The 14,437-nt window shown below is 51.5% G+C and carries 21 protein-coding genes; 19 read left to right on the forward strand and 2 right to left on the reverse strand.

Going from position 1 to position 14,437, the window contains the following annotated elements; genetic code table 11:
• The first annotated feature begins 31 nt into the window (after positions 1-31).
• Positions 32-436 carry a cytidine deaminase gene (locus D5E69_RS03740; RefSeq protein ID WP_159129210.1) on the forward strand — a complete coding sequence of 135 codons (405 nt, stop codon included), beginning with the start codon at positions 32-34 and terminating at the stop codon, positions 434-436.
• Here the strand turns inward: D5E69_RS03740 and D5E69_RS03745 are convergent, their stop codons facing one another.
• Entirely contained in the window at positions 437-1,378 is a 942-nt protein-coding gene (locus D5E69_RS03745; protein ID WP_249931550.1) for a 3-oxoacyl-ACP synthase III family protein, read from the reverse strand. It abuts the gene before it with no gap.
• A gap of 124 nt (positions 1,379-1,502) precedes the next feature.
• On the opposite strand from D5E69_RS03745, the gene D5E69_RS03750 reads away from it, so the two are divergent.
• From D5E69_RS03750 to D5E69_RS03760, 3 genes are read left to right on the forward strand one after another with little or no spacing between them, the layout of a single operon-like run.
• Positions 1,503-2,000 (forward strand): NUDIX hydrolase, encoded by a 498-nt coding sequence (locus tag D5E69_RS03750; RefSeq protein ID WP_048016062.1) that lies wholly within the window; start codon positions 1,503-1,505, stop codon positions 1,998-2,000.
• A 2-nt stretch (positions 2,001-2,002) separates the two neighbouring features.
• Entirely contained in the window at positions 2,003-2,308 is a 306-nt protein-coding gene (locus D5E69_RS03755) for a hypothetical protein (protein ID WP_148796971.1), read from the forward strand.
• Positions 2,309-2,641 carry a hypothetical protein gene (locus D5E69_RS03760; RefSeq protein ID WP_048016060.1) on the forward strand — a complete coding sequence of 111 codons (333 nt, stop codon included), beginning with the start codon at positions 2,309-2,311 and terminating at the stop codon, positions 2,639-2,641. It begins immediately after the preceding gene.
• Between the two features lie 33 nt (positions 2,642-2,674).
• On the opposite strand, the gene D5E69_RS03765 is transcribed toward D5E69_RS03760, so the two are convergent.
• On the reverse strand, positions 2,675-2,872 hold the full coding sequence (locus D5E69_RS03765; protein WP_048016059.1) for a hypothetical protein: 198 nt from the start codon (positions 2,870-2,872) through the stop codon (positions 2,675-2,677).
• A 136-nt stretch (positions 2,873-3,008) separates the two neighbouring features.
• On the opposite strand from D5E69_RS03765, the gene D5E69_RS03770 reads away from it, so the two are divergent.
• The 15 genes from D5E69_RS03770 (at position 3,009) to D5E69_RS03840 (ending at position 14,402) form a co-directional block, all read left to right on the forward strand.
• On the forward strand, positions 3,009-3,869 hold the full coding sequence (locus D5E69_RS03770) for a DNA-3-methyladenine glycosylase family protein (protein WP_159129211.1): 861 nt from the start codon (positions 3,009-3,011) through the stop codon (positions 3,867-3,869).
• A 15-nt stretch (positions 3,870-3,884) separates the two neighbouring features.
• On the forward strand, positions 3,885-5,270 hold the full coding sequence (rlmD, locus tag D5E69_RS03775) for a 23S rRNA (uracil(1939)-C(5))-methyltransferase RlmD (RefSeq protein WP_148796969.1): 1,386 nt from the start codon (positions 3,885-3,887) through the stop codon (positions 5,268-5,270).
• 149 nt (positions 5,271-5,419) lie between these two features.
• A complete protein-coding gene (locus D5E69_RS03780) occupies positions 5,420-5,959 on the forward strand; it encodes a sigma-70 family RNA polymerase sigma factor (RefSeq protein WP_159129212.1) in 540 nt (179 codons plus the stop codon).
• Positions 5,952-6,233, forward strand: a complete 282-nt coding sequence (locus D5E69_RS03785; protein WP_159129213.1) for a DUF4179 domain-containing protein — start codon at positions 5,952-5,954, stop codon at positions 6,231-6,233. The genes D5E69_RS03780 and D5E69_RS03785 overlap by 8 nt, the downstream gene beginning before the upstream one ends.
• Positions 6,206-7,348, forward strand: a complete 1,143-nt coding sequence (locus tag D5E69_RS03790; protein ID WP_159129214.1) for a DUF4179 domain-containing protein — start codon at positions 6,206-6,208, stop codon at positions 7,346-7,348. The genes D5E69_RS03785 and D5E69_RS03790 overlap by 28 nt, the downstream gene beginning before the upstream one ends.
• Positions 7,349-7,645: 297 nt before the next feature.
• Positions 7,646-7,996: a hypothetical protein gene (locus D5E69_RS03795; protein WP_048016054.1), complete on the forward strand. Its 351-nt coding sequence runs from the start codon at positions 7,646-7,648 to the stop codon at positions 7,994-7,996.
• Positions 7,997-8,335: 339 nt separating this feature from the next.
• Complete coding sequence (locus D5E69_RS03800; protein ID WP_048016053.1) at positions 8,336-8,836, forward strand: NUDIX hydrolase; 501 nt, start codon at positions 8,336-8,338, stop codon at positions 8,834-8,836.
• A 13-nt stretch (positions 8,837-8,849) separates the two neighbouring features.
• Entirely contained in the window at positions 8,850-9,305 is a 456-nt protein-coding gene (locus D5E69_RS03805; protein WP_159129215.1) for a hypothetical protein, read from the forward strand.
• Entirely contained in the window at positions 9,302-9,691 is a 390-nt protein-coding gene (locus D5E69_RS03810; RefSeq protein ID WP_159129216.1) for a gluzincin family metallopeptidase, read from the forward strand. Before D5E69_RS03805 ends, D5E69_RS03810 begins: the two co-directional genes overlap by 4 nt.
• 7 nt (positions 9,692-9,698) lie before the next feature.
• Positions 9,699-10,220: an HD domain-containing protein gene (locus tag D5E69_RS03815; protein WP_159129217.1), complete on the forward strand. Its 522-nt coding sequence runs from the start codon at positions 9,699-9,701 to the stop codon at positions 10,218-10,220.
• A gap of 41 nt (positions 10,221-10,261) precedes the next feature.
• On the forward strand, positions 10,262-10,846 hold the full coding sequence (locus D5E69_RS03820; RefSeq protein ID WP_213085577.1) for a hypothetical protein: 585 nt from the start codon (positions 10,262-10,264) through the stop codon (positions 10,844-10,846).
• A gap of 133 nt (positions 10,847-10,979) precedes the next feature.
• Positions 10,980-11,267: a hypothetical protein gene (locus D5E69_RS03825; RefSeq protein WP_148796960.1), complete on the forward strand. Its 288-nt coding sequence runs from the start codon at positions 10,980-10,982 to the stop codon at positions 11,265-11,267.
• Positions 11,245-11,598, forward strand: a complete 354-nt coding sequence (locus D5E69_RS03830; protein ID WP_159129219.1) for a DUF2085 domain-containing protein — start codon at positions 11,245-11,247, stop codon at positions 11,596-11,598. The genes D5E69_RS03825 and D5E69_RS03830 overlap by 23 nt, the downstream gene beginning before the upstream one ends.
• 27 nt (positions 11,599-11,625) lie before the next feature.
• On the forward strand, positions 11,626-12,213 hold the full coding sequence (locus D5E69_RS03835) for a histidine phosphatase family protein (RefSeq protein WP_048016051.1): 588 nt from the start codon (positions 11,626-11,628) through the stop codon (positions 12,211-12,213).
• A gap of 113 nt (positions 12,214-12,326) precedes the next feature.
• The gene (locus D5E69_RS03840; RefSeq protein WP_053072201.1) at positions 12,327-14,402 is read left to right on the forward strand and encodes a class I SAM-dependent methyltransferase; all 2,076 of its coding nucleotides are present in this window, start codon (positions 12,327-12,329) and stop codon (positions 14,400-14,402) included.
• Positions 14,403-14,437 lie beyond the last annotated feature (35 nt).

Raw genomic sequence — 14,437 nt, forward strand, 5'->3', positions numbered from 1 at the left:
CAACTACCAACGAATAAAGGAGCAATACACCATGACAACCGAACAACAACTATACGAAGCAGCCATCGACCTCATCAACACCCGCTACCCCACCGGATGGGGCGGGGCAGCGGCGATGATGACGAAGGGCGGGCGCTTGTTGACGAGCGTGGCTCCTGAGGTGATCAATGCGTCGACGGAGCTTTGCATGGAGACGGGCGCAATCCTAGAAGCGCATAAGTTTGCCGATGAGGTGACGCATACGATCTGTGTGGCCCGTGAGGATGAGCATGCACCGTATCAGATCCTGACTCCATGCGGGGTATGCCAGGAGCGTTTGTTTTACTGGGGACCCCAGGTGAAGGCCGGGATCTATACGGCAGACGGGCATGTAGAGTTCAAGCGACTGGATGAGATCCAGCCGTATCATTGGTATCAGGCGTATCGCGGGGAGTGATCAACTCCCCCAGCGAAGGGCGACGGCCCCCCATCCGAGTCCGGCTCCGTAGCCGACGAGGATGACGAGGTCGCCGTCTTTTATTTTGCCTTCGGTGACTTCCTTGTGAAGTCCTATGGGAATCGTGGGTGCGGATGAATTGCCGTAGTAGCGGATCGTGTGAGTGTGGACTTGTTCCATCGGGTAGCCGAGGGACGCGATGCTCGTTTCGATGATGCGGAGATTGGACTGGTGCGGGATGATGAAGTGGACGTCGTCTAAGGTGTGGCCAGTCTGGGCAAGGATTTCGTTCACGGCTTCCGGGAACTTCTCGACGGCGAAATCGAAGACGGCCCGGCCGTTCATCTTGATATGTTTGTTCTCGTCTAAGTGGAGGTGGTGACCGCCGCTTCCGTCCATCTGCATGGTGATGCCGAGGATCCCTCTGCCTTCCGGGACTTCTCCTACGATGACGGCGGCAGCGCCGTCCCCGAAGATAAGGGAGGTTTTATAGTCATCGGGATTGAGGAGGGAGGAGCACTTGTCCACGGCGACGACGAGTGATTTCTTATACATGCCGGTCTTCACGAACTGAACGGCGGTGGCGAGCCCTGTGATGAAGCTTGAACATCCCGAGTGAAGGTCGAGTCCGGCGCATTTCCTGGCACCGATCCGGTCCTGGACGAGGGCGGCGGTGATATGGGTGTCGTGGGTATTCGTGGCGATGATGACAAGGTCGATCTCTTCTGCATTGACGCCGGCGTTCTCAATGGCCCGTTTCCCGGCCCGCTCGCACAGCTCTGTGAGCGTTTCTTCCTTGCTGAGGTAGCGGCGCTCGATGATGCCGGTCTTTCGTTCGATGTCGGCCGCATTCATGCCAAAGCGGGCACCGAGTTCTTCATTATTCACCACGCGGTCGGGAATATCGACACCGATCCCTAGGATTCCCGTGTTGACCATCATACACATTCCCCATTTCATGAGTTTTTCCTACATATTCATCCTAGCATAATTTAAGGGATAAAAAGGAATTTAAAAGAATAATATGGAATTAGTATAAGTAGAAAGAATGAAAGGGGGGCGTGCTATGACATATGTCACATGGGGCGGTGCGCGGATCAAGCTGTCATGGACAGAATCGGATGCCTTGCCGGATCCCGAACGCATTACAAGCGCCCACGGGTTCTGCTTTTACGAAGGGAAGCTGCTTCTCGTTAATCTCCATTCAAGAGGGTGGGATATTCCCGGAGGGCATTTGGAAGCGGGGGAGACGCCGGAAGAATGCTTCAGGCGTGAAGCCATGGAAGAAGGATATGTGGAAGGCGACTGCACGATGCTCGGTCACATCACGGTGGATCATAGTGAGAACGACTCATGGACCGAAGACGGACCGTATCCAAAGATCGGCTATCAGGTGTATTTCGTCATGGATGTCACGAACATCCATCCGTTTGAAGGGGAGCATGAGTCAGGTGCGCGCCTTTTCATGGAACCTGCGAAGGCACCGGATCATTATAAAGGGTGGATGCCGTTGCATCAGGATATATTGGATCTTGCATGGAGAAAAATAGAGAAAGGGAGATGAAAATGGAGAAAGATGTTCGGGTAGAACTTGAGGAAAAGGTACTCCAAGACGAAAACGAGGGGGCAATGATCCGCTTAAAGCCGTATCGCTTTTCCATCTGGAGCGCTCTGATTGGAATTTTCCTCTTGATCATCAGCATAAACGGAGTTGAAATAGCGAATTCCCTGTTCACCTCACCATTACCGGGAGCGGGCTTCCTGTTGACCAATACATACATCCCATCGGTCCTTGGCTTAGCTTGTATCCTGCTTGCCATATCGACCTGCACCGTCCAGTATGCCCATCAGCTGAAAAAAGGAGATAACTAGATGAGTGGAAAGAAAGACGGCACCACTTATCCACCAGGGGAAAAGATCTTGTCAGAGAAGGTCAACGACGGTGCTTCACGGTTCATGAAAACAATCAAGCCGTATCCCCTGTCAATCTGGTCGGGGTTCGCCGGTGTCGCACTCATGACAGCCGGTATGTACAACGTTGAGATTGCGAGCTTCTTCATGCCGCAGGGCGAAACGTATTTCATGCCGGAAAGCCTTATCCGCACGCTGACCTATGTTCCGGTCGGGTTGGCCATCGTTGCGTGGATCATCGCGATCGTCAGCTTTTCCTTGAAATATGCCCATCAACTGAAGAAAACATCATAACAAAAGGATCGCCCCGTCCATGGAGCGATCCTTTTACTGTTCACAAGACACGGAGCTGAGGGAGAAGATGGAGCCTTCATAGAGAAGGACGGTACCGCCTCCGTCTACGCATTCGGCTGCTTTTTTCTGATTTTGCTTGGAGTTTTCTTTGATCTGGTAGATTCGGAAAGATCCTGACAGGATGATGAGGGCGCTGATACCGACAGCGAGGATCCAGGTTGATTTCTTCACGCGATGACCTCCTTGCTAGATTCCTATGTTTGACAGTATAACATGAATTTAGGTGGGGATTGAGAGGTATTTCACAGAGCAGGCGAGGGGATACTGGTGTGTGCTATAATACGCATATGTAGAAAGGGGGAGGCAAATGAGTGAAACGAGGATCGAGGTACCGGGGCCGTATGACTTCGACCGCGTGCTGGAGCGGCTGTCCATCGACCCGCTCCATGCCGTGGATCGAGAGGCACGACTTGTAAAGGTCCCGTATTATCCGACAGGGGAAGTCATCACGGTCAAAGGCGTTGGGACAAAGGATGAGCCTGCGTTCGTCCTATCATTTACGGAAGATGAACAGTTGGAAGAAAAAGAGGCCCATATCGCCCGCATCTTCCAGTGGCACACGGGACTTCATGAGGTCCAAGCCCACTTTCTCGCAACGGATCTGAAGCCGATCTTCGAGGAGCATGTCGGTACGCCGATCGTTCTTGATTTCAATCCATTTGCCACCATCGTGAAGAGCATCATCCATCAGCAGCTCAATCTGAAGTTCGCCTTCACCCTGACCCACCGTTTCGTTACCCGCTATGGGACCGAGAAGGATGGCGTCTGGTTCTATCCGTCACCGGAGAAGATTGCGACCCTCACTGTGGACGAACTGCGGGAGCTGCAATTTTCCCAGCGGAAGGCAGAGTATGTGATCGGCGTCGGAGAGAAGGTGGCAAGCGGAGAGCTCAACCTCGAAGAACTTGCCCGTGAGTCCGATGAAGTCATCATCAAGGAGCTTACGAAGATCCGCGGCATCGGACCGTGGACGGCCCAGAGCTTCCTCCTCTTTGGACTCGGACGGCCGAATCTGTTCCCCATGGCGGATATCGGCATCCAGAACGCCATCAAGAAGCTGTTCGGGATGGAACAGAAGCCGACGCGCGAGGAAATGGAGCGCTTGAGCGCCGCATGGGACCCTTACCTGAGCTATGCCTCCCTGTATCTGTGGAGAAGTATTGAGTAGAACGGACGTGAATAGATGAATAAACAACAGTCAAACCAAGTACGCATCGAGTTGAAACAGCAGTTTCCTCTGACCATAAAACGAATCGGGATCAACGGGGAAGGAGTCGGCTTCTTTAAACGGAAGATCGTCTTCGTACCGGGTGCCCTGCCAGGCGAAGAAGTCGTCGTGGAAGTCACCAAGGTCCATCCGAAATTCACCGAAGCCCGCGTGAAAAAGATCCGCAAAGCGTCACCCCAGAGAACGAAAGCACCATGCCCAGTCTATGAACAATGTGGTGGATGCCAGCTTCAGCATCTTGAGTATCAAGGACAGCTGGACGCCAAACGCGATATCCTGATCCAGTCCCTCGAGCGCCACACGAAGCTCAATCTCGATGAGCTCGATATCCGCCCGACAATCGGCATGGACAATCCGTGGCACTACCGCAACAAAAGCCAGTTCCAGGTCGGTACGCAAGACGGCAAAGCCATCGCCGGCCTCTACAGCATGAATTCCAACAAGCTCATCGACATCGACGAGTGCATCGTCCAGCATCCGCTGACGAACAAGGTCACAACGGAAATCATCCGCATCATCAATGAATTCAAGATCCCGGTCTATGACGAAAAGCAGAAGCGCCAGATCATCAAGACGATCGTCACACGCGTAGGATTCGAAACGGGACAGGTCCAGGTCGTACTTGTTACAACAGAAAAGAAGGTCCCGCAAAAGGATCTCCTCGTCCAAGAAATCAGCAAGCGCCTGCCGGAAGTCGTCTCCATCGTCCAAAACATCAATCCGAAGAAGACGTCCCTGATCTTCGGTGATCAGACGATCAACCTTCAAGGTAAGGACAGCATCAAAGAACGCCTGGACGAGTTCACGTATGAACTCTCAGCCCGCGCCTTCTTCCAGCTCAACCCGATCCAGACGAGCAAGCTTTACGGCGAAGCCAAGAAAGCTGCCGCCCTAACCGGTAACGAAAAAGTCGTCGACGCGTACTGCGGCGTCGGCACCATCGGCCTCTGGCTCGCAGACGGCGCCAAAGAGATCCGCGGCATGGACGTCATCAAAGAAGGAATCGACGACGCCAAAAAGAACGCCAAAGCCTCACGGGTCAACCACGCCGACTACTACGTCGGCAGCGCCGAAGACCTCATGCCCCAATGGAAACAAGAAGGCTGGCGCCCCGACGTCGTCGTCGTCGACCCCCCAAGGGTCGGCTGCGACCGCAAATTCCTCGACACCATCAAGGAAGTCAAACCGAAGCGTTTTGTGTATGTGTCGTGTAATCCGTCCACGCTTGCGAAGGACATCGACTATTTGAAGCGTGACTATCGCGTTGAGTATTTGCAGCCGGTTGATATGTTCCCGCAGACGGCGCATGTTGAGGTAGTAGCAAAACTAACATTAAAATAACTTTTTTAAATAACAAGAACCCAAACCGGTTCTTGTTATTTTTTTACTCCAATTCACCCGTAAATGATATCGTATAAATAAAAACTCCCCCAACCTGAAACCTTCCTCCCCCAACCAACCCACTAATAAGTATAAAGGGGGCAAACCAGATGGATGCAAAAGACCAGCGACTGGTCAAGAAGGCGATCAAGGGCAATAAGGCGGCCTTTGAGAGGCTGCTTCAGCAACATTATGAACGGATTTATCGGACGGCGTTTTTGTATGTGAATAATGAAGAGGATGCGCTGGATGCGGTGCAGGAGGCATCATTCAAGGCGTTTACATCGATTCATTCCTTGAAGCAGCCGGAGTATTTCCTTACCTGGTTCACGAGGATCGTCATTCGGTGTGCAGGCGATCTATATCGACGGAAGAAGAAAGTGGTTCCGTTGAGTGATGAGATTCTATCCAATCTGCCGGGTCACGCAGACCCAGAACTAGAAGAGTCGGAACAGCTTCTTGATGCGATCGGTCATTTACGAGAGGGTTATCGAACAGCTATTATTCTTTTCTATTATCATGATTACCCGATCAAACTGATCAGCAAGATGATGGGCATTCCGGAGAATACGGTGAAGACGAATCTGAGCAGGGGCCGAGCAGAACTGAAGAAGTTCTATCAGGATGAGGAGGACAAGTGCCATGGATAACAAGCAGGTGAAATCAGCGATTGATCAGATTCCTGTGCCGAAGGAGAAGGTGTTCAGTGCCATTTCGGAAGGGTTGAACCAAGCCCGGCCAAAGAAGAAGCGAAAGGTAGCGACCGGGTTGACGGCTGCAGTGGCTCTTGTGGGGATCACGCTCGGGTCAGGGTTCGTGAATCCGACGATGAACAGCGTGTTGGCCAGTGCGCCGCTCATCGGGGGATCTTCCAGCAGTTCAATGATAAAACTGGAATGGAACTTGCTCATCAGCAGGCCGTGACGGAGCTTGATCAGTCGATGACGAAGAACGGGGTAACGGTGAAGCTGACCAGCGCCTATTTTGACGGTGTAGCGGTATCGATTACGGGATTTGTGGATGATGGCGTGGAGAAGGGGCAGAATGAGCCCGGGGAAGTGAGCTTTGATGTCAACTACGGTGACGGGCAGGGGGATCGTGATGCGTGGTTGAGCGATCGTTCCAGTACCGTCAAGAAAGTGAAGGGCGGGTATGACTTCCAGTGGAAGATGAACTATCCGTACGAAACCATCGACGAGAATGAGATTCTTCCCGTCACGATCCATTCCATCAATGGCGTCAAAGGAGAGTGGACGTTCGACGTGCCCCTTCAGCAGGAGGAGATCATGCGGACGGCACTTGACCAGAGTCATGAGTCCAAACAGGATGGCGTCACCTTCCATCTGAAAGAAATCCTGACGGGCAAGGCGAGTTCGTCCCTTGTATATGAAACGGTTCAGAAATATAAAGACGATGATGTCCGGATTAAAAAGGCAAGGGATGAAGACGGCAAGGTATACGGTTTCGGCAATCCGACCGTACTGAGCGAGTCTCAGGAAGAAGACGGGTACCACCGGACGATTCGCGTGGAGATGACGAAACCGGCTTCGGCCATCGATTCCCTTACGTTCTATCCTCAGGTGGATGTAGCCGATCCGAAGATGGAGCAGCTGCTGGATCAAGATGGCTTCACACTCAAGAGTGAACGTCTTGGACTGAAGCTGCAGGTGAACGAAATAACAGAGCGCGGTAATCAGGTGGTCTTGGATTATAAGCTGCTCGGTCTTCCGGCAGACTTGAGTAAAGACCGACTTGAACTGCTGGAAAACAATCTTCAATATGAGCTGCTGTTAGTGGATCAGGATTATCTTGATAAGATCGATCCTGACAATCCTTTCCCGCCTAAACATCACGGTATCCGCAAAAACACAGTGAAAACGATCGAAGGGAAGACCGCTCACTTCCAATCCACATTTGAGTTGGATGGAGAAGAGCCGTTCAAGGATTTTACACTGGAGAATACGGTCCTTCAGTTTGATTTCTCCAGTTTTGTTTCGGCTAAAGAGTTGAAGCCTTTTGATATTAGCGTGAACAACTAAATTCCAGGGGTGTGCCATTGAAGACGGCGCACCTCTTTTCCTATTTTCTCCCCCGTTCTGGGTCCTTCTTTTAGCAACAGGAGTAAAGTGACTGGCGTTCAACGTCGAGCCGTTCGTAATCCTGCTTCCATATGTAGGGATCTGGTTGTTGCTTATGTCGTGTCACTACTGGTGTCGAGGAGGATCCGTAAGATTTCTGCGCATGGAGCGTATGCATTTTCTGGTTGATTCATACAAATTATTCCTATTTTGATATAATGATAGGGTACAAAATCTGTATGATGGAAAAGGAGCGTTATGAAGAAAACATTAAAGAAAATCGTGGAAGCAAAAACAGACTCGAATTCAATCACGGACCTGTGCAGTAATGAAGCATGTGATGCGATAAGCCCGGTTGCAGACTTTTTCCTGTTTCCAGAAACCTTCCTTTTTGGTGCGGTGACATACGGGGAAAAAGCCCTGTCCATCGGGGTCTTCCTTGTCTTGATCATTGGAGCTGGCTTATTAGGGGATTTCTTAATAAGAAAGAGGTTTAGGGAAAATGATCATCTGCAGGGTATGGTGAGCTTATATGAGAAGATCATGGTTGTGTTTCTATCCTTCTATGGGTTGAAACTGTTTTTTTATTTTCTTAGATTCAAAAGCTAGCGATGGTGCATGCTTAGTGGCATGCATTTTTTTATTACACGTAGATTGAAATTTCTGATCCTAATGGTAAAATGGATTAAAATCCCAATGGAGTAATTCGAATGTGGTGGATGAAAACATCTTCAGCTATTCTTGGAGAGTCATACTATCCTTCATTGTCTCCTGGGGTCTGCCTGGAGGGGGTTTTTTGGCTTTCTGGGCGAACAGAGGTGTGAGTGTACTACTCCTAGTCTGTTTGATCGGAAGTTCCATCTGTTTCCTGATTGGCAGGAAGTACGTGCGGGAAGAATTGATGACCCTCACCCTTCCGGCCAACATAATAGTAAGGATGTGCAGTAGATGATGAGTGAAACGACGGAGCTACCTATACGCCGCAGCGGGATTGCGGCTGTTCTAGTAAAGAAAGTGGATGGAGAGGATCGCGTGCTCCTTCTGAAGAGGGCATCCCGGACCTTGAATGGAGCGTGGTGCTACATCGGCGGCGGAATCGAGCCGGGTGAAAAGGCATGGCAGGCGGCCAAGCGCGAAATCTGGGAAGAGACGGGGATCGACATCCGGACGTTGTATACAGGGAACACATTCGATCAGTTCTACTCCCCTGCAACGAATGACATTTACATGGCGCCGGTGTTCGTCGGGTTTTTGGAGGACGATCAGGACGTGATGCTGAACAGGGAGCATAGTGAGTTTGAGTGGCTCCGTTTCCCCGATGCTATGGAGCGGGCGACGCTGCCCGGGAATGATGTGGTGCTCGCGTTTGTAGAGAAGCATTTTGTGAAGAAGGCACCTGTGGAGTGGTTGAGGATTGAGTTGGCCGGGCAGGTGATGGGAGATTACTAGCAAGAAGACAGTGATGATCACAGCTAGTGTTCTTATCGTTCTCATCGCTGGACTGATGATCTATTGGTTCTATTTTAAAGAAGATCGGTTCACCTTCCGGGTCGGACAGGTGGAGTTTGCCGTAGAGAACCATTCGACTGCCAGCCGGAGTTCCATCCAGGACGAGGTGACCCATGCCTATGAAGCGATTATGGGAGCGGTGAAGGAGGACTACGAGCCTGCCTCTCCCATTTCCCTGGAGTTTTACAATCAGAAGGATATCTCTTTTTCCACACGGGACGAGGTGGTGCTGTTCAAGGATCAGGGCCATTTCCTGACGGTCCATGAGCTCTCCCATGCGCTTCTGTGGGGGAAGGAAGAGCAGGATGACCGGGGCTATTGGGCACTTGAGGGACTTGCCATCCATCTTCAAACGGAATACGGTGACCCGGTGTATCCGAATTATGACGTTTCCCCCACGCGATTATGAATGTGGTGAAAGAAGAAGGGATGCTGATTCCCCTGACGAAGCTTTGCGGAACGTCCATGAGCCGGATGCTATTTCAACCTTCCTTGGAAAGTGATGGAGCATCTCGGTCCCTGCAGTGGATCTCCTATATCGAGTCGGCTTCCTTTGTTTCCTATCTCATCGATGAGTACGGGATGGAAGAGTTCGAGAAGGTCTTTAATGAAAAAGATTCGCTACAGCAGATGAAAGAGGTCTATGGGAAGGACGCGGCAGAGCTTGAGGAAGAGTGGCTTGCTTATATTGATCAGGAATCCTATAAGCTGAGCGAGCGGGAACAGAAGAAGGTACCTGGATTGGAGAAGCGAAGATCGTATTTTGGAGAGATTGATGAGCGGTACATACATTGAGTAGGGGATGGGTGAGATGAAGGAAGCTTGGTGGAAGCGGGCACACTATCTGGGCGAAAGTGACTTGATTTCTTTAGAGAAGGCATTTGAATTTGCATCCCGGGCCCACGACGGTCAGAAGCGGGCGACAGGAGAACCGTATATGACGCATCCGGTAGCGGTCTGTTCGATCCTGATGGAGGAACAAGCAGACCTCCCTACCCTTATGTCTGCCCTGCTTCATGATGTGGTCGAAGATACGGACGTGACGATCGATGAAGTGGAGAAGCAGTTCGGACAGGAAGTCTCAAGGATCGTGGATGGCTTGACCAAGGTGGAGAGGGGAATGATGAGCAAGGAAGAACATCACGCCACCAATATGCAGAAGCTTCTCTCTGCTACAGCGGATGACGTCAGGGTCGCCGTGGTGAAGATTGCCGACCGACTCCATAATATGAGGACCCTTGACGTCAAACCGGTAGAGAAACAGATCCCGTATGCGAATGAGGCCTTGATCTTCTTCGCCCCCTTGCCGGAAAGCTCGGACTGAGGAAGATGAGGGCGGAGCTGGAGGAAATCAGTTTCCCATTTTTGAATCCGGTGCGGTGCAGTGAAGTGGTAGGGGCAGTGGAATCGTATTCCGCGCAGTTTGATCGTGTATTCCAGCAGGTCAGGGAAAAGGTAGGGGGGACCGCCACTTTTGAAGGAATGAGGGAGCCACTCTATCAGAGTTATTCCCTACTGCAGGATGATGTGGAAGTATCCGATCTTTATTCCATCCGGATCACCACGGATTCAGTGCTGGGCTGCTACTCCGTCATGGGGAGCGTCCATCAGGTGTTCAAGCCGGTGGCAGATGCCTTTGTCGATCATCTTGCCCTGACAGTCTCCCCCTTCAATCAAAAACTCCAAACAAAGGTATGGGTCGGGAACGACATGGTGAGAATCATTCTGCAAACGAGGGAAGGGAAAGCACTCTCCGATCAAGGGGTATTGGCCCTATTGAGAGAGGAAAAGTCTTCAGTGTCCATTCAGAGATTGAGCCATGAATGTCTCGGTTGGGACATCCACAACGCCACGGAGATCGCAGAGGATGTACTCGAATTTGAAGCGGTGGTTTCCCATGCACTGTTCCAAGAGACCATCACCATCTACACGCCCGATTGGAACGCTTAGACGCTGCCCGCAGGGGCGGATTGAATAAGCATATGATCATGTTCAGTTAAGAAAGGGTAAGATCACTCATGGAAAATAGTAAATCTCATATCATAGAAAACTTCAGGGAAAGGACCTTGATGAGGGTGATAGCATGTACTTTGTATTGATTTCGTCCTTTCTATTATTCTCTCTTTTAACCGGATATACAGGCTACCAAGGGGAATGGGTGTACTGTGCGATATTCGGGGTAGTCTCCATCATCATCCTGGGGGCGACGGTCCGGCGTTATCGGTCCCAATCAAAGAGAACATCCAAAAAAGATTCCACTTACTGGGACTGCGTGGATTGTGCGTATCTTGGTGACTGTGTGCCGGTACCAAGGGGAGTAGGGAAGCATGTGGGTGGAGGCGATTGCTGTGGATTTGACTGCACACCTTAAATCCACGCTCTACGGGTTCTTCCGCACGGTGCCCTGTCATCGGAGGGAAGAGCGATGTTTTCATATCGGAGGGGAGGCCATACCGATCTGTTCCAGATGCCTGTTCATCCTGATCGGCATGCTGTTTCTCCCCCTGTTCCTGGTATACCCCCTGCCCATCTACATCGGGTTTGTCCTGCAGGTTCCCATGGTGCTGGATGGGTGGACTCAGCTCAAACGGTGGAGAACCAGTACCAATGCCCTTAGGAGTGCAACGGGTTTGATGAGCGGGTTGGGGCTATCCATGGGGATAGCAGGATTTTTTTGGAACATCATTGCATGGTTGCCGTAATTCGACTAAAGAGATCCGAGGTGCACGATGAATACCATCATCTATTTGATCAGACATGGCGATTCCCCGAAGACGGGAGAAGTCGAACGCCTCAGGGGGCTGAGCGAAAAAGGACAGGCAGACGCCGGACGGGTGACGGAGCTCCTGAAGGACGAGGGGATCGATGTATTCGTCTCCAGTCCGTATAAGCGGGCCGTCCTGACGATCGAGGAGCTGGCTACCCTGTCTGGAAAAGACATACTGCTCTATGAGGAATTGAGAGAAAGAATGTTTTCTTCCGGGGTGAACCGGATGGCTGATGCGGAGCTGTATCCCCTCCTTGAGGAGTCGTTTAAGGATCCCCATTACTCCCTGCCTGGTGCAGAGTCGAATGCCGACTGTCAGGTGCGGGCCGTTGAGGTCATCAAAGAGCTATTGTCCCGTTATCAAGGCCGCAAGATTGCCGTTGGTACCCACGGGGCAGTGATGACGCTCATGATGCAGCACTTTGACGAGAGGGTTGGACTGGACTTCCTGCTGGGGACATCGAAGCCTGATATTTACAAACTGACCTTTGACGGGGAACAGCTGATTGAGGTAGAGAGAATGTGGGATCCCGTCCCACGTACAAGCTGAGGTGGAGGACGCCTCGGTTTTTTTGTTTTTTCAGAGAGCCGGCGGCATTTCATATGGATGAATTATGATACAATTTTCCATATGAAGAACGGTAGCGAAAGGGAGGATCCATCATGAAATCATTGGAGCTTATCGACAAAGCGAGGGCAGGGGACCGAGATGTCCTGAGGGAGCATAGGTGGCTGCAGTACCTTTACCTGACGAGAGAGCAGCATATCAATCTGGAGCAGATCACCTCCCTTGAGAGGATGCCGGTGAACCCGGTCCTTCCTTATGTGGAACGTACCTTGCTCGTGCTGAATGAAATGGATCTGCCGGAGAAGGAGAAGGGAATCATCGAGGAAGTGCTGGTGTGGTCGGAAGTGGCCAAGGGCGGTACGAAGCATCAGCGGAACGTCTGGGGAAAGAAGGGCTTCCAGCTCGATATCCACAATATAGGATCGGCACAGATTTATGCGGCGGAGCAGATGAGTCTTCCTCTTCACCTGCGGGATCTGGAGCGGGAGGAGCTCCTCTACACCCTGATCCTGACCCATGGGCTGATCGGTCAATTTATCCGAGGAGAGGTGCGCTACAAGCAGCTGCACCCCCTCATTCAGTGGATGGATGAGCACAATGGAATCGGTGTGGATATGGAAGTGGTCCTGAAGAAACTCAATCAGTGCATCATCCAGGGAGTGTCGAATGAGATTTGGGAAGTGGTGAAGGACGAAGCAGATCAGATTGTTTCTTTCCTGATCGACGGAGAACGTTCAGTGGAAATGACGCTGAAAGCAAGGATCGAGCGGCTTCGCCGGTCTTCGATTGAAAATGGCGAGAATGTCGACCGTGAGTATGACCGATATATGGCGGATGCCAGGTTGAACGGCTATGTGGAAAGCTTCTTTAAGAAGACCGATCTGTGGTACGTCGAATCCGCCCTGAAGGAGTTTACGCTGGAAGAGTTCCTGAAGATCTTCCTCTTGATCTATCAAAAGGTGAACCCCCTCTCCATACAGCATGTGAGCTTCGAGGCGTTCATGAAAGACATCTACTATGATTACAAAGGCCGGAAAACCATCAATCTGTATAAAAAGAGGATCATAGAATCGTATCTGAAAGAGTTCTCCCTCGAAGATCTCCTTCACGGGGAGAAGCCGGTCAATGAGCACGTCGAGCTAGAGGCTGAGCCCATGGATCTCTTGGGTCAGATCATCGGGGTCCGATTCCGATATTCGGCAGCAGGGGAGAAGCTCATCGAATTCTGTCAGGAAGCAGAAAAGTCCCCTCACTATGAGCGGGCGACGATCCTCCTGTATGATTTCTTCGGCTTCAGGAAGGATGCCTTCGATCGCCTGCAGAACGAACACACCTATCTGTCCGACATGAATAGCGGCCAGGATCATAAGCGCATTATTTCAGACTTTGCCACGGGAACGCTGATGCTCGACATCGGCGCGGGCGGTGGTGTCATGCTTGATGTGTTGTCGGATGATCACCCGGAAGCCAATGTCGTCGGAATCGACGTCTCCACCAATGTCATCGAAGAACTGACGAGGAGGAAAAACCGAGAGAACAAGCGATGGACCGTGCAGCAGGCCGATGCCCTCGAGCTGAGGGCCTATTATGAGCCTGGGTCCGTCGACACCATTGTCTTCTCCTCAATCCTCCATGAAATGTTCTCGTATATCCCGTACGAGGGGAAGAAGTTCAATCATGACGTGATCATCCAGGCGCTGAGAAGTTCTTTCGAAGTCCTCGGCGAAGGCGGCCGGATCATCATCAGGGACGGGATCATGACGGAGCCGAAGGATGCCTACCGCACGATCGAATTCAAGGACGAAAACGGGCACGCATTCTTCAAGCGGTACGCCCATGATTTCAAGGGAAGGAAGCTGAAATGCGAATTCCTCCAAGACGGCCGGATCAAGCTTCCCGTCAATGATGCCATGGAATTCCTCTACACGTATACGTGGGGCGAAGAAGCCTATCCCCATGAAGTGCAGGAGCAATTCGGCTACTACACGCCATCCGAGTTCAAGGGGGCCATCAAGGAAGCCTTGGGAGATAAGGCAAAAATCGTTGCGTTCAAGCATTATCTCCAGGACGGGTATGAGGAGTTCCTCGCTCCGAAGGTGACGGTGCGGGATGAAGACGGGATCGAGGGATTGCCGGATAGTACGTGCTTTATTGTGATTGAAAAGGTATGAAATGAAAGGAACCCCTGGGGCATTGGAGCCTCAGG

It is taken from the genome of Rossellomorea marisflavi, from assembly GCF_009806575.1.
Lineage (GTDB): Bacteria > Bacillota > Bacilli > Bacillales > Bacillaceae_B > Rossellomorea > Rossellomorea marisflavi_A.

Coding starts and splice junctions, on each gene's coding strand:
- D5E69_RS03740 (WP_159129210.1), top strand. CDS start 32: ATGACAACCGAACAACAACTATACGAAGCAGCCATCGACCTCATCAAC.
- D5E69_RS03745 (WP_249931550.1), bottom strand. CDS start 1,378: ATGATGGTCAACACGGGAATCCTAGGGATCGGTGTCGATATTCCCGAC.
- D5E69_RS03750 (WP_048016062.1), top strand. CDS start 1,503: ATGACATATGTCACATGGGGCGGTGCGCGGATCAAGCTGTCATGGACA.
- D5E69_RS03755 (WP_148796971.1), top strand. CDS start 2,003: ATGGAGAAAGATGTTCGGGTAGAACTTGAGGAAAAGGTACTCCAAGAC.
- D5E69_RS03760 (WP_048016060.1), top strand. CDS start 2,309: ATGAGTGGAAAGAAAGACGGCACCACTTATCCACCAGGGGAAAAGATC.
- D5E69_RS03770 (WP_159129211.1), top strand. CDS start 3,009: ATGAGTGAAACGAGGATCGAGGTACCGGGGCCGTATGACTTCGACCGC.
- rlmD (WP_148796969.1), top strand. CDS start 3,885: ATGAATAAACAACAGTCAAACCAAGTACGCATCGAGTTGAAACAGCAG.
- D5E69_RS03780 (WP_159129212.1), top strand. CDS start 5,420: ATGGATGCAAAAGACCAGCGACTGGTCAAGAAGGCGATCAAGGGCAAT.
- D5E69_RS03785 (WP_159129213.1), top strand. CDS start 5,952: ATGGATAACAAGCAGGTGAAATCAGCGATTGATCAGATTCCTGTGCCG.
- D5E69_RS03790 (WP_159129214.1), top strand. CDS start 6,206: ATGGAACTTGCTCATCAGCAGGCCGTGACGGAGCTTGATCAGTCGATG.
- D5E69_RS03795 (WP_048016054.1), top strand. CDS start 7,646: ATGAAGAAAACATTAAAGAAAATCGTGGAAGCAAAAACAGACTCGAAT.
- D5E69_RS03800 (WP_048016053.1), top strand. CDS start 8,336: ATGATGAGTGAAACGACGGAGCTACCTATACGCCGCAGCGGGATTGCG.
- D5E69_RS03805 (WP_159129215.1), top strand. CDS start 8,850: ATGATCACAGCTAGTGTTCTTATCGTTCTCATCGCTGGACTGATGATC.
- D5E69_RS03810 (WP_159129216.1), top strand. CDS start 9,302: ATGAATGTGGTGAAAGAAGAAGGGATGCTGATTCCCCTGACGAAGCTT.
- D5E69_RS03815 (WP_159129217.1), top strand. CDS start 9,699: ATGGGTGAGATGAAGGAAGCTTGGTGGAAGCGGGCACACTATCTGGGC.
- D5E69_RS03825 (WP_148796960.1), top strand. CDS start 10,980: ATGTACTTTGTATTGATTTCGTCCTTTCTATTATTCTCTCTTTTAACC.
- D5E69_RS03835 (WP_048016051.1), top strand. CDS start 11,626: ATGAATACCATCATCTATTTGATCAGACATGGCGATTCCCCGAAGACG.
- D5E69_RS03840 (WP_053072201.1), top strand. CDS start 12,327: ATGAAATCATTGGAGCTTATCGACAAAGCGAGGGCAGGGGACCGAGAT.